General features: G+C 71.3%; 10 protein-coding genes. 8 read left to right on the forward strand and 2 right to left on the reverse strand.

Features of this window, described 5'->3' with window-relative positions:
- Positions 1-502: 502 nt before the first annotated feature.
- The 6 genes from ltrA to VF584_22640 all read left to right on the forward strand — a co-directional run bounded on the left by ltrA (position 503) and on the right by VF584_22640 (position 9,670).
- Positions 503-1,831 carry a group II intron reverse transcriptase/maturase gene (gene ltrA / locus VF584_22615; protein HEX8212986.1) on the forward strand — a complete coding sequence of 443 codons (1,329 nt, stop codon included), beginning with the start codon at positions 503-505 and terminating at the stop codon, positions 1,829-1,831.
- A 159-nt stretch (positions 1,832-1,990) separates the two neighbouring features.
- Complete coding sequence (locus VF584_22620; protein HEX8212987.1) at positions 1,991-3,238, forward strand: prepilin-type N-terminal cleavage/methylation domain-containing protein; 1,248 nt, start codon at positions 1,991-1,993, stop codon at positions 3,236-3,238.
- A complete protein-coding gene (locus VF584_22625; protein ID HEX8212988.1) occupies positions 3,232-5,361 on the forward strand; it encodes a hypothetical protein in 2,130 nt (709 codons plus the stop codon). The genes VF584_22620 and VF584_22625 overlap by 7 nt, the downstream gene beginning before the upstream one ends.
- A gap of 525 nt (positions 5,362-5,886) precedes the next feature.
- Positions 5,887-7,575: an EAL domain-containing protein gene (locus VF584_22630; GenBank protein ID HEX8212989.1), complete on the forward strand. Its 1,689-nt coding sequence runs from the start codon at positions 5,887-5,889 to the stop codon at positions 7,573-7,575.
- Positions 7,576-7,831: 256 nt separating this feature from the next.
- A complete protein-coding gene (locus tag VF584_22635) occupies positions 7,832-8,731 on the forward strand; it encodes a hypothetical protein (GenBank protein ID HEX8212990.1) in 900 nt (299 codons plus the stop codon).
- Between the two features lie 240 nt (positions 8,732-8,971).
- Positions 8,972-9,670: a hypothetical protein gene (locus VF584_22640; protein HEX8212991.1), complete on the forward strand. Its 699-nt coding sequence runs from the start codon at positions 8,972-8,974 to the stop codon at positions 9,668-9,670.
- Positions 9,671-9,820: 150 nt separating this feature from the next.
- Here the strand turns inward: VF584_22640 and VF584_22645 are convergent, their stop codons facing one another.
- Complete coding sequence (locus tag VF584_22645; protein HEX8212992.1) at positions 9,821-10,570, reverse strand: response regulator; 750 nt, start codon at positions 10,568-10,570, stop codon at positions 9,821-9,823.
- A gap of 217 nt (positions 10,571-10,787) precedes the next feature.
- Between VF584_22645 and VF584_22650 the strand changes: the two genes are divergently transcribed.
- A complete protein-coding gene (locus tag VF584_22650) occupies positions 10,788-11,144 on the forward strand; it encodes a hypothetical protein (GenBank protein ID HEX8212993.1) in 357 nt (118 codons plus the stop codon).
- 239 nt (positions 11,145-11,383) lie between these two features.
- Here the strand turns inward: VF584_22650 and VF584_22655 are convergent, their stop codons facing one another.
- Positions 11,384-13,504: a family 10 glycosylhydrolase gene (locus VF584_22655; protein HEX8212994.1), complete on the reverse strand. Its 2,121-nt coding sequence runs from the start codon at positions 13,502-13,504 to the stop codon at positions 11,384-11,386.
- A gap of 235 nt (positions 13,505-13,739) precedes the next feature.
- On the opposite strand from VF584_22655, the gene VF584_22660 reads away from it, so the two are divergent.
- Positions 13,740-14,114 (forward strand): DoxX family protein, encoded by a 375-nt coding sequence (locus VF584_22660; protein ID HEX8212995.1) that lies wholly within the window; start codon positions 13,740-13,742, stop codon positions 14,112-14,114.
- Positions 14,115-14,271 lie beyond the last annotated feature (157 nt).

A 14,271-nucleotide genomic window follows, 5' to 3' on the forward strand; every position in this document is an offset into this window, starting at 1 on the left:
TCTCTGTGGTGCGCCGTGCAAAGGCGGCGTGTTCTTGCGGGTGAAAGTCCCGCCGGAGGAGTTGACGGTACACCTCCGTAGCTACGGGCGGGTGGCGACCGGCGACGGGAGACACCGAGCCGTCCGGACAACGGTCCTCCAAGGGAGGGCTGGCGAGCTTGTGGGCCCAACGAGAGTGAACCCTGAGCAGGCCTCGAAAAACAGACGACGCGAGTGCCGACCCTGCCACAGAGAGGGGAAGGCCGCCGCGCCCGGACCTTCAACCGTCACAGGCCGGGCGACTCGCCGGGGTAATGGGGAGGGCACGCAAGCACAGAATGCGCACGCAACACGGGAGACCCGCGCCGGAGCGGAGGTCGCTGCTCCGCAACGCTCGGGCAAGCGAGCGGCCGGTGCGGGAGTCGGAGGGGCTCATAGTACCGGGGAAGCCGGGTAATGCCGGTGGAGGGAAGGGGCCCTGCTTCTGGGACGCTTCGGAAGAAGGCGAGAAGAGGAGATTGGCGTGAGCCTGCAAACTCCGGAGAAGATTCGGACCCTTCAGAACAAGCTCTACCTCAAGGCCAAGAGGGAGCCAGCGTATCGCTTCTACCTGCTCTACGACAAGGTCTGGAGAGCGGACATCCTGCTGCACTCCTATGGGCTGTGCCGTGCGAACGGCGGGGCTGCGGGGGTGGACGGGGTGACGTTCGCCGACATTGACGAATCAGGGCTGGAGGCGTGGCTGGCCGCGCTGGCGGCAGACCTTCGAGAGGAGAAGTACAAACCCGAGGCGGTGCGTCGGGTGAGGATCCCCAAGCCAGAGGGCGGAGAAAGGCTGCTCGGAATCCCGACGGTACGGGACCGGGTGGTGCAGCAGGCCGCCAAGCTGGTTCTGGAGCCGATCTTCGAGGCGGACTTCGAGCCGAACGCCTATGGCTACCGGCCGAAGCGCGGGGCGCTGGATGCAGTGCAGGAGGTGCATCGGGCGATCCAGCACGGGGAGGTGCACGTGGTGGATGCGGATCTGTCGAAGTACTTCGACACGATCCCGCACCGCGAGCTGATGCGGTCGGTCGCACGGCGAGTCAGCGACGGCAAGATGCTGCGTCTGATCAGGATGTGGCTGAAGGCCCCGGCTGAGGAGACGGACGACCGGGGGCACACGCTCCGCACGGGAGGCGAACGCTCACGGGAGGGCACCCCGCAGGGTGGGGTGATCTCGCCGCTGCTGGCCAACGTCTACATCCATCGTCTGCTGAAGACGTGGAAGAAGTATGGCCTGGAGCGGCACCTGCGGGCGCGGATCATCAACTACGCCGACGATCTGGTCATCCTTTGCCGGGATCGCTTCGGTGCCGAAACGGCACTGAAGTCGCTGCGGTGGATCGTCGAGCGCCTGGGCCTCAGGCTCAACGAACAGAAGACACACCTCCGAAATGCCAGGGAAGAGCAGTTCGACTTCCTTGGCTACACTTTCGGGACGATGGTGTCCCGGAGGTCAGGAGTGCGGTATCTGGGCGTGATGCCCTCGAAGAAGCGGGTGAAGCGGTTCAGGCAGTCACTGAGGCTGGTGCTGCATCCGGGGAACCAGGGTCGCGCCGAAGAGGTGGTGGCGCAGGTGAACCGGCGTCTTGTGGGCTGGGCGAACTACTTCTGCGTGGGAACGCTCAGCGGGGCCTACAGGGCGGTGGACCACTACACCTGCACGCTGCTGCGAAGCTTTCTGGTGCGACGCCACAAGGTCCCCGGGCGGGGGACCCGGCGATTCTCCGATCAGTGGCTCCGGGCCGAACTGGGACTGGTGCAACTCGGCGGACGTCGGCGGGTGGCGCTCTCGCATGCCTTGAAGTGAACCCAGTCGGAGAGCCGGATGCGGGAAATCCGCACGTCCGGTTCGATGAGCGGGTCGGGGAAACCGGGCAACCATGCCACGGCGCCCCGACTCGACTCTACTCTCTGTGTGATGCGCGGTTGCCGTTCTCTTCCTTTCGCAGCAAGCAGGAGCAAGATGATGTCGCACCGAAGCGCGGGGTTCACTCTGATCGAGGTCCTGGGCGTGCTGGTCGTCACGGCCGTGATCGCCACGGGCGTGTGGTCGGTCACCGAGTCCGTCATGCGCGGGCACGTGCAGGCGATGAACGACGACGACCGCGCGAGCGCCGTGGCCTCCATCGATGGCGTGCTGCGCAACGCCCTGCGCCAGGCTACGCTGGGGACGCTCGCCGCTCCCAACGCCGGGCCGGTGCAGGTGCTGGTGGCGGGCAGCGGCGCCGCATCCAGCGACACGCTGCTGGTGCTGCGCGCGGAGTACGCGCCCATCACCAGCTCCACGCGCCCGTGCCCCGGCGGCGGCGCGTGCCTCCTGCTGATGGGCGACCACAGCAGGGTGATCGGGGAAGGCGAGGTGCTGCTGGTGAGCGCGCCGGCCATGGGTGCCCGCGTGTACCGCGTGACGGGCGAGCCCCAGGCTACCCGCGCCGCCTGCGGCGCCGACTGCGAGGAAGAGATCGTTTGCCCCACCTTCAGGGACGAGATGGCGGAACAGGTGGTGGTGGTCACCGGCGGCACCTACACCCCGGCCACGCCCCCCGCGGCTCCCACGCCCGTAACCGCCTGCAGGCAGACGTATTACGAGGACGGGGGAGTCTGCACGGAGCGCCGCCAGCGCGTGGATGCGCCGCGGCCGAAGCGGACGTGGGACTGCCGCGCGCGCGGCCGGGTAGCCGCGTACACCGAGGTGCCGGTGGCGGAGCTGACGACCGCGCTCGGGTTCCCGGACGTCGGGTCGCCCACGCAGTCGGGCGCGTCGCTCACCCCTCGCGTGCGTACGCAACGGGTGACGGCGTCGCGCTTCTTCGTGCGGCGCGACGGCACGCGCGGCGCCCCCGTGCTGGTGCGGCAGACGGGGCTGGACGGCGACGGCGCCTGGAACGCGGCGGTCCCCGTCGGCGGGCCCGTCGCCACGCTTGAGGTGGAGACGCTGCACACCGGCGAGACGGCGTGGCGGCGCGGCGTTGGGGTCGATGCCGCGGCGCTGGCGCACTCCACCGGCAACGCCAACTACGTCTATACCTCCTTCCCCACCGCCACGGCGGAGCCCGGCTTCTCCTTCCGGCGCGGCTACCACGACGTGGGCGCGATCCGCGTCCGCTTCGCCGTCCCCACCGACCAGGCGGACGGCACCATCCGCAACGTGCCGTACGTGACCCTCGTCGCCACCAACGGCGGCACGCGCCACGGAAGCGAGGGGGGATGGTGACGGGCGCGGCGTTCCGCGGAGAGCGGGGGAGCGCCCTGGTGTGGGTGCTCGGCTTCATCGTGACGCTGGGGATCGTGATCAGCGCCAGCCAGCTGCTGGCGCGCATGGCGGAGCGGCGGATGTACGAACGCAACTCCGTGTCGCGCACCGAGCTGGCGGCGGCCAGCGCCGTGGAGGTGCTCACCGACCGCGTGCGCGCCACGGCGGCGCAGCGGCTGGGGAACCTCTCCTGGCCGGACATGCTCGCCATCAACGTCAGCGCCCACAGCCTGGCGACCGACCTGGAGACCACAGGGGCCACCGTCCAGACCGACACCGCGCTGACCGGCGTGCGCATCGTGGACGTGCGCGAGTGGGAGGTCATCCCGCACGACGAGAAGATCCTGGACGCCTGGACGCACCAGCCGCGCGTCTCCTACGACGGGCTGCCGGAGGTGGGGGGGAGCGTGGCCGCGCGCACCATCGAGGTGGAGGTGTACGCCACCGCCCACAGTCCCCGCGAGGGGCGGCGGATGGTCACGCGCCGCCTGGCCGTCTCGGTGATCGCGCCGCACCAGCACGCGCTTTACGCGCAGGGCCACGCGGAGGTGACCGGCTCGGGCTCCGAGGGGCTGGTGGGCGGGCCGCTGCGCGTGGACGGAGTGGCGGAATTCGGCACGGGCACCCACCTGATGACGTACCTGGGCGGGATCGAGGCGCGCGACGGCATCACGGTGGGGCGGGCCGACCACGTGGTGTCGGGGACCAGTTACATCGGCGGCGCGCCCGCGCTCTCCAGCCTGACGCGCGCCGCGTCGGAAGCGAACCCGGTCTCCATGCTTGCGCCGTGGCAGGGGCGCGTGCGCATCCGCCCTTCGATCGGCGGCGGGCTGGGGGCGGGGCGGATGCAGAGCACCTCCGTCGCGGGGACGGGGGAGTGCCTGGACTTCGACGACGCCTGCTTCGGCCGCGCGAGCTTCCGCCCCGCCATCACCCTGCGCCGCGTGACCACCGGCATCGGCACGGAGTACTCGTACACCTGCGGCACGGCGTACTACGACGACGGAGCGTACACCTGCGGCACGGTGGCGCGCGCGCCGGCCATCCGCTACCTCCCGTGGCCATTCGACGGGCCGCAGCCGGCGGGGAAGGCGGCGCGCGATCCCGACCCGGCGAACGCCGGGCACCTGTGGCGGGGCCTCTTTCCCGACTTCCGCCGCGAGGCCGCGTGCGACGCGTCGGACATCGTGCGGCGCCCGTACGTCACCTTTCGCTGCCCCACCAACGCCTACGGCTTCCACCTGGACCTGAGCCTCCTCCCGGCCATCCAGGGAGGGATGATCGCCATCCGGCGCCAGGCGGCGGCCAGCCCCGGCGCGCAGGAGGTCGTCCTCCTTCGCAACGCCGGCACGCTGGCCGGGCCGCTGACGCTGGTCTCCGAGGTGCCGGTGGTGATCTGGGGCAGCTTCAACGTCAACGACCCCAAGCCCGCGATGATCTCCGCCCCGCGCATCACGGTGATGCCCGCGGAAACGGAGCAGCAGCTTGGGTTCGCGATGGCGTGGGACCGCGTGGAGGGCGAAGGCGAGGCCCTGCCGTACGTGATGCCGGTGCAGGCACAGAGCAACGTGACGATCTACGCCGTGCTCCGCTCCGGTTTCTGCCGCAGCATCGGGGGGGCGTACTTCGGCGGCTCGTTCGAAGGAATCCCCGCCGCGTACGGCGACTGGAGCCGCGCGGCGCTGCGGGTGAACGGTGCCGTGGAAGGCTACGACCTGACCTCCGCCGGGGCCGCCGCGTGCGGGGCGTACTGGGCGCCGCTCAACGCCGCGCAACCCGGCGACGTCCCCATGCTTCCTCCCTTCCAGCGGAGCGTCCTCTTCAACCGCCGCCTCCTGCACCCCGACGGCCAGCCGCCCGGCTCGTGGCACTTGGACAACTTCGACTCCATGAACACCGCAATCCCCGGAGCGCCGACCCGCACGCGCGGCCGCCAGATCCACGCCTTTGGCGGTACGACGGTGCTGCGCCTGATCCAGGATCTGCGCACCATCCCGCCGGCCCGCCGCGGCTCCGCGCTGCGCCCCACGGGCCGCACCACGCCCACACCGATTCCGATACCGGGGCTTCCTCCGGCGCTCTGAACGGCAGTCTCTTATTTTCCTTGCCGTTTCCTCTGTGTCTCTGTGTGAGGCGCAGTTGCTTTTCGCGCACGGAGCCAGTCCGCATGGAGGGCGCCGACCCGGAGCGAGTCGTCCGGGGGCTGGCTCCGCCGTGCCGGCTACGGTGCCGGCCTGGAAGCCCGCATGCTCGTGATGCTCGGCGAGTACAAGGGCGCCGCCCCCCGCCCCCCGCCAATCTCCCCCCCAGTCGCCCTGCCACCCGCAGACCACTGAACGGCAGCCGCCCGCCGTGATGCTCGTCACCGTGGGCCTTTGTCGTAGGGGCGCGATTCATCGCGCCCACCCTCCGCCCGTCCTCGGCCCCCGCGCAATCCGCAGAATCCGTCCTCTCCCCCGCCGCGACCCCCGCCACCCACCGCCACCTCGTAGGGGCGGCCCCACGTGGCCGCCCGTGCCCAAACCCGCACCGCCCCCCGCCACCCGGGGTATCTCGTGGGAGACGCGTGCCCTTTGCGGCGGAAGCAGCCCCCACCCACCTCCCCCCCGATGAGCGAGAGCAGCACCCGCCCACGGCAGTCCCCCGCCACGCGCCGCCCCGGGCGCAATCCGGCGCCCAGGGCGCTGGCGGACGCCCTGTTCGCGGGAGTGGAGCGCGGCGCCGAGGGCTTCTTCCTCCTCGACTTCGACGCGCAGATCCGCTTCGTCAACGCCGCGGCGGAGCGGGCGCTGGGGCGCGGCCGCGACACGCTGGTCGGCCGCTGCCTCTGGGACGAGCTCCCGGAGCTGCGCGACGCGGGGCTGGAGCCGCTCCTCCACGCCGCGCGCGCGGGCGAAGCCGCGCCAGACGCCGAGCTCCGCTTCGGGACGCCGCCGCGCTGGTACCGCGTGCGCGCCTTCGCGGACCGGGCCGGGACCGGCGTCTTCCTCCTGGACACCACCGCCGAGCACGCGCTGGGCGAGAGCGAAGCGCGCTTCCGCCGCGCCCAGCACGACCCCCTCACCGGCCTCGCCGACCGCGCGGAGTTCGTGCGCGAGGTGCGCGAGGCGGACGACGCCTTCGCGGTGGTGTGCCTGGACGTCGACCGCGTGGAGCGGGTGAGCGAGGGCGTGGGATACGCGGCCGGCGACCGCATGCTGGTGGAAGCCGCCGCGCGTCTGCGCGCGTCGCTGGGCCCCGAGCACACGCTGGGAAGGCTCGGCGGCGCCGCCTTCGCCGTCCTGCCGCGCGGCGTGCGCGACGCGATGGGTGTGCGGCGCCTCTGCGAGCGGATGCAGTCCGCGCTGGCGCAGCCGTTCGCGGTCGAGGGCCACACCGTCGTCGCCGCGGCGGCCATGGGCGTGGCGCTCGCCGCCGAGGGCGGCGACGCCGAGGCGCTGGTGCGCGGAGCGGAGGTGGCGATGCAGCGCTCGCGCACGGCTGGCGGCGCGCGGGTGCAGTGGTACGACCGCGCCATGCACGCCCAGACCCGCGCGCGCCTCCGCCTGGAGTGCGACCTCCGCAGCGCGCTGGAGCGCGACGAGCTGCACCTCCACTTCCAGACCGTCGTCGATCTCGCGACGGGAGGCGCGGTCGGCGCGGAAGCGCTCCTGCGCTGGAACCACCCGGAGCGCGGCCCCATCCCGCCCACCGAGTTCATCCCGGTGGCCGAGGAGACGGGGATGATCGATGCGCTGAGCGATTGGGTGCTCCGGGAGGCGTGCCGCGCCCTCCCCGCGCTCAAGGCTGCGGGCGGCGACGGGTTCACGCTCTCCATCAACCTTTCCGCGCACCAGTTCGCCTGGGGGAACCTCGCCGAGCGGCTGGGGCGCACCCTGCACGAGACCGGCACCGCGCCGCGCGATCTGGCGGTGGAGATCACCGAGAGCGCGCTGCTGGGACGGCTCGACGCGGCGGCGCACGTCCTTCGCGATCTGCGCGCGGCGGGAGTACGGGTGTACATCGACGACTTCGGCACCGGCTACTCCTCGCTCGCCTACCTCCACCGCCTCCCGCTGGACGCCATCAAGGTGGACAGGTCATTCGTGGAGGGGCTGCGCGACGAGCCGTGGAGCCGCCAGGTGGTGTCGTCCATCGTCACGCTGGCGGGGAGCCTGGGCGTGCGCGTGATCGCCGAGGGCGTGTCCGAGCCCGTGCAGCACGAGATCCTGCGCGAGCTGGGATGCGGCTACGCGCAGGGCTTCCTCTTCTCGCGCCCGGTCTCGGCCGACGCGCTCTGCGCCCTTCTCCGCCGGTGAGCCCCCGCCCAGTGGTGGACTTCTTCTCGAACGGGGAAGTATTCTGAAGCGGGCGCACACGGGTGAGGTCGCGGTGGGGACGGGTGGTCCGCCTCCGGAACGTCCGTCGTCCGGTGACGTCCTGCCCCTTCCGCGCCGTGGCCCGTAGCACCCGCACGTCCCGAAAAGCTGGCATTTTGTCCACTTTAGTTGCATTTTGGGGAAGCCGGATTGCGCCTGTAGCAATCCTTCCTCCGCCCCTGCCCCGGCACCTTCGATGGACGAAATCCACACCCCGCCCCTGCGCGAGATCGACCGGCAGATCCACCTCCTGCGCGAGGCGGCGCTCCGCTTCGGCAGCGAGATGAACATGCTGGAGCGGGCCACCTGCGACCACGACGGGTGCACGCGCCCGGGCTGCCCGGACGCGGCGATGGAGACGGTCACACTGGGGCGCATCCTCGGGGTCCTGGCCGAGGAGTGGGACCCGGACGACCTCCCCGAAGACCCCGGGATCGGGCCGATGGAGCTGCGGCGCATCCAGCGCTTTCGGCAGGCGCTGCTGGAGTTCGGGAGTGCGCTGGAGCTCTTCGCGTGCGACTGCAGCGAGGAGTGGTGCCCGAAGCGAACGCCGCACGTGCTCACCACGCTGGACCTGCTGGCCGTGGTGACGGGGGAGTGGCACGCGCGCGCCGGCTGCCTCTTTCGCTGCCAGCACCCCATCGGCGCGGGCCGCGTCGCGCAGACCGAGGCGACGCTGGACCGCAACCGCGCCCTGCTGGGCGGCTTCCGCGAGCGGCTGGAGGGCACCCACGCCGTTGAGCGTGAAGCAATCGCGGGGCGCTCCGCCGAGGCGGCCGGGACGCTGACGTATCGCGAGGCGCGCGCGGCCGCCACCCACGCCATCGAGGTGTGGGTGATGGAGCGCGGCTACCATGACGTGGAGGTCGACCAGATCCACCAGCTCCTGCGGGAGCTCCCCGGCGGCTGGGACGAGCCCACCGCCGACGCCTTCGTGCGCGCCGTCACCGACGCGGTGGACGCCCTGCTGGTGAAGGACGTGCTCGCGGCGGAAATGTTCGACGCGCTCTACGGCGCCGTGCAGCCTTCCATTCCGCACGTTGGCCTCCAGGCCGCCCCCACCGGCGCGGGCGCACGCTGGGCCGGGCTCAACTGAGGAGAACGAAAGAGGCCTTCGGCGCCTTTCTCCGCGTCCACACGACACACCGCAATCCCGATCCCGATCGGCTTCTGATAGAGCGATGCCGTGCCGAGTGCGCCATGATTCGAACATTACAGCCGGAAGCCGGTGCCCCGTTTGGCGTGAGATGACCGGAAATCGTTCTTTCCTGCGGGGGTAGGGGCGCGTATTTTGGTACCACGCGCTTCCGCAGCTCCCCCGCTCCCCCGATCGCCGGTGCCCAAGACGCCCACCCGCAAGAAGTCGGATCCGCCGCCCGAGGTTTCCATCGAGCACGACGCTGACTCCGGGTTCTGGACCCAGTTCAACCAGACGCCGGCGCGACCTCGCGAGCGCGTGGACCTCGCCCTCAAGATCCGGGGAAAGCCGGGGAAGTGGCTCCACGATTCCCTCCTGGCCCGCGGCATGGAGGGGATCTCGTCGTACAGCACGGTCCACCGCTACCTCACGGGCGCGGTGGACAACCCGCCGATCAGCTTCTGGGAGGAATCCGCGGCCGTGCTGGGGTTCCGCACGGGCTGGATCATCCTGGGCGAGGGCGAGCCGACGGACGAGGGGGAGCAGCGGCGGCTGCGGATGCGGAAAAAGGAGCGCGACGACGCCATCGACGACGCCATCGCCTCCGAGTTCCCTTACCTCAACGAGCTGCGCGGCTTGGGGCGCACCGCGGTCCGTGAGGCGCACGTGGAGCTGGTGCGCCGCGCCGAGCGCCACCTGCGCGCATCCGAGGCCGACTACGACTCCGCGCGGCTCCGCGTGGAGATCGGCGAGGAGCTGGGGCGCGCGCTGATCCAGCCCCTGCGCATGTCGCGCCGCATGGGCCGCCTCCGCGACCGCCTCACCGACCGGCAGATCCACGACTACACCGTGCTGCTCGTGCAGGCGATCCTGGCGGCGCTGCCGGTGGAGCAGTAGGGCCGGCATCGGCGCCGGGGCGGGCGCCGCATCGCCGGGGGATGAATCCCCCGGCTGGAATCACGGGAAGGCGGCTGAAGCCGGCTCCAGAAACGCGGTATCAGACCCCGAGTCCGCGCAGGCGGACTTTGTGTTTTTCCAGCGGCGAATTCATTCGCTCCTGGACCTGAGCCGTTCCTCGATGCGGGCGATCAGCTCCGGCCCCTCGAACGGCTTGGCGACGCAGGCATCCGCGCCGGCGGCAAGGACGCGCTGGATGGTGCCGTCGTCCACCCGGCCGGTGAGCACGAGCACGGGAAGGGTGCGCCAGCGCGGGTCGCCGCGGACGAGGCGGCACAGCTCCGCGCCGCTGGCGTGCGGCATCTCGAAATCGACGACCAGCAGGTCGGGACGCTCGCTCGCGAGCGCGTCCAGCAGGCGGCGCGGGTCGTCGAGGGTGGTGACGCGCATGCCGTGCGATTGCAGCAGGGCGCGCAGCATGGCGAGGATGATCGGGTCGTCGTCCACCGCCAGGATGTGATGTCCGCCGCGGGTGACGGGCGCGGGCGGCTCGGGCGATGGCCGAGGGGCGCCGACGGGCCGCTCCAGCTCGTGGCGCAGCGCGGCCGCCAGCTCGCCGAGGCGCTGCACCTGCGATGCGTCCAGAGGATCGCTCCCCTCCAGCATCTGCTCGGCCTCGCGGGCCAGGCGCGTCGCCTCCGCGAAGCCAAAGGTGCCCGCGGCGCCGGCCAGCTTGTGGGCTTCGCGCTCGGCGGCGCGGCGCAGCGCGTCGTCCAGAATGCCCTCGCGCAGGGCGAGCGCCGCCTCCTCCAGCACCGCCACGCGGCGAAAGGTCCCCTCCCGGAACTTCGCCCACAGAGCGGCGAGGGCGCCCGAGAGATCGCCCGAGGTTCCGCTCACCCGCATCCTCCGTCCCGCGGCCTGCACGCGGGGGCCCGCCGATGCGATGCTCTCATGCTTTCCCAGGATTTACGAAGGGCGCGCTCCATAGATGCCGAACCGCGCGCGCGCGACCGCGGACATGCATACCGCACGCCCGCCCGGCACGCCGCGTACACCGCACCATGGCGTGAACCGGGCGTGCGGACGGTGGGTATCTCCCTGGTAGGAGGAGAGAATGTCCCCCGCGCCCACGATCATGTCCCCCTTTCCCCTGCGCACGCCGATCGGCGACGGCATCACGGTCGCCGTCGACGTTCCCTACGCGACTCTGGTGCTGGCGGTCGCCTCGCCGCGCGCGGTCCTCTGCCTATCGCCGCACGAGCAGGACCGCCTCCGAATGCTGATGGAGGCCGGCCGCCGCTGCGACGAGTTTCTGGACCCGTACGAGGACGACCACAACCGCGTGCGCTGCATCCAGTCGCCCGGCGTTCTGACGCTGGTGCAGGACGGCGTGGAAGCCGTCGTTGCGCGCGGGCCCCAGGCGCACGCTGCCCTCCTCGAGATTTTACGCGCAAATACGTACGGGGTGTAGCGTGCTCCCAGCTTCTGTAGCGGGCAGCGGCGCGGGCACGGGACACGGGCAGCCACGTGGGGCGGCCCCTACGAGGTCGGTGCGCCGAGCAGAGGTCGTGGTGGGGGAGAGGGCGGGCGCGATGAATCGCGCCCCTACCGGATTTCGGCGCGGCAGACGGGTGGGCGCACTTGGCGGATGCGGCGAGGGCCCCGGCCAGTTGGCCGGGGCCCTCGCTTGTTACCGAGCGATGGGAGCGCTCAGTTCTTCCAGCTCATCGCGGGGAGCGTCGCCTTGTTCTTGAAGGGGCCGGCGGCGAGCTGTGCCCAGGCGTTGGGGATGACGTCCACCTGGCTGAAGCTGTACACCGACATCCCGGTGACGGCGCGGTCGTGGGCCAGGTCGATCTGCGTCTTCATCTCGGTCCACCCGCGGATCGCGCCGACGCCCACGTACACCTGGCGGCCGGACTGCTTCTCGATGCGCTGGATGTGGTCGTCCATCACGCACGTCCAGTCCGTGTTGGAGCAGTACGCCTTGACCGTCCACGACGCGGAGGTGGCGGTGGCCGGGTAGTTCATCGGCACCTCCACGTCCAGGTAGCCGCCCTTGACCCACGCTTCCGGGTCCTGGAAGAGGTCCGTGAAGCTCCACTGCGCGGCCCAGCCGGCGCGCGGCTTGTAGCCGGGGAAGACGGCCGCCGAGAGCACCAGCGACGGGTCCACCGCGCGCACCGCGTCGTACACTTCCTTCACGCCCTGGTTGACGAGGCCGCGCCGGAAGTCCAGCCAGGTGGTCTGGGCGTTGGACGCCGGGAAGGCGCCGGTCGCCGTCTTGAACGCGTCCTGCGTGGCCGGGTCGTACGACACCTGGTTGGACGGGAAGCGGATGCGGTCCAGGTGGATCCCCTTGAGCCCCAGCGGGCCGTAGCGCCGCGCAACGTCGGCCGCCACGTTGGCGAGCTGCGCGCGCACCTGCGGCACCCCCGGCGACACCCACATGTACTCCGAGGTCGTGGCGCAGTTGTCCACCTGGCGGGTGATGGCGCCCGTGGTGAAGTTCTTGGTGCTCACGCTCCAGTGCGGATTGGCCTTGAGCCAGTTGGCCGGGGTGCTGTTGACGAACTGGTTGCACGCCGTCGCGCTGCCGGCGATGAAGCCGGTGTACGCGTTCAGCCAGGCGTGCACCTCGATCCCGTACTTGGCGGCCTCGGCCAGCGCGACCGCGAGCGGGTCACGCGACGGGCGCGGGCCGCCCAGCGTGCCGCACATCCGCGGCGAGCAAGGCTCCAGGTCCGAGTAATACAGCGCATCGCCCGAGGTGCGCGCCTGGAAGTAGACCACGTTGAAGTTGGCCTGCGCCGCCTTCTGCATGATCGTGGCGATCTTGGTGAAATCCACCGACGACGGGCCGGTGTACTCGAAGCGCGTCACCCACAGCGCGCGCGCCTCCACCGGGTTGGTGACCGTCACCTCGGCCTCGCCCGTCTTCCCCTCCACCGTGGCCGTCAGCACCGCCGTCCCCAGGTCCTTGGCGACGAGCGTGTCCGTGTTCGCCTTGAAGCCGAAGACGGCCGGGTTCGAGGTCGTCCACGTGGCGGGCCGGTCGGCGAGCGCGTTGCCGCGGCGGTCGCGCGCGATGGCGCGGAACGTCGCCTTGCGGAACTGCGGGAGGTTGAAGGCATCCGGCACCACTTCCACCGTCGCGACCGGCTGCGGCCACACGCGCATCCCCTTCATCCCCTCCACCCCGTCCACCGTCGCCACGATCTCGACCGTGCCCACGTCCAGCGCGATCACTTCGCCGGTCTCCGAGACGCTGGCGACCGCGGGGGCCGTGGAGCTCCACTCGACCGTGCGTCCCAGCAGCGGCTCGCCCACCGAATCGAGCGCGGCGGCGGTGTAGCTGGTGGTGTCGCCCAGGGAGATCGAATCGGCGCCCGCGACCGTCACCGACTTCACCGGCACGGGGATCACGAGGATGTTGACCGTGTCCATGCCTTTCTTGTGGTCGACGTAGATGGCGACCTCGCCCGTGTCCTGCGCGGTGACGAGGCCCGTGTCGTCCACGGTTGCGATCGACGGGTCGGAGGAGGTCCACGAGACGTGCTTCTTGTGCTCCAGCTCCATCCCCTGCGGGTTGAACACCCCGGCATCCAGCTGCAGCGTGGTGCCGCCGCGCGCGCCGGGCTCGGCGCTGGGGGTACGCACCATCATCACCGCGTCGGCGTGCGACGCGCGGACGTCGGGACCTCCGCGCTTGCCCGCCGGGCCGTCCGCGGGCGAGACGGGCCCGCCCTTGCTGTCGCAGGATGCAAGCAGTGCGACCGAGGCCAGCAGGGCCGCGCCGGCACGGATGAAGGAGACGCTGGGTGAGCGCAAACGGCCTCCGAGGGGGAGCATGGAGAAGCGTCGAGCACGGCGGGGAACCGGACCCGGGGGGACCCTCAAACGTGGCGCAAGAACCGCCGCCGCGCAAGTCTAGACTGCTACCACGCTTGCGGAAAGCCCCGCGCGTGCGGCGCTCTCCTCACCGTTCGGCCCCAAAGACCGGCTTGCCCCGGCGCCGGGGCGCCGCGAGCTTCGCGGTTCCAGCCTTCCCGTTTCCGGAGCCGCCGTGACCCGCCCCCGCCCGTCGCACGTGATCCTCGCCGCGGTCTTCGTCATCGCGGGAGTGCTCCACTTCGCGATTCCGGGCACGTACGTGCGCGTCATGCCGCCCTGGCTGCCGCATCCCCGCGCGCTGGTGCTGCTGAGCGGCGCCTTCCAGATCGCGGGCGGGGTGGGGGTCCTGCTCCCGCGCACCCGCCGCCTCGCCGGGTGGGGCCTGATCCTCCTTCTCCTCGCCGTCTGGCCCGCCAACCTGCAGATGCTCCTCAACGCCCGCGCATCCGGCGCCCCCGCCGCCGCGCAGGCCCTCCTCGTCCTGCGCCTCCCCCTGCAGCTGCTGCTGATCTGGTGGGTCTGGCGAAGCTGCGTGCGCGCGCGGTGAGCGGCGTGGTTCACCAGTGGAAGTTCCACTGGTGGAACTGTCCTCGTTTCTGGAACCAAGCACTGGCGCGGCGGAAAACACGGGCAGCCACGTGGGGCTGCCCCTACGGGAACGGTGCGGGGGGACAAGGGTCGAGGCGGGGCGGACGGTGGGCGCG

Origin of the sequence: Longimicrobium sp., from assembly GCA_036389135.1 — a bacterium.
Classification (GTDB): domain Bacteria; phylum Gemmatimonadota; class Gemmatimonadetes; order Longimicrobiales; family Longimicrobiaceae; genus Longimicrobium.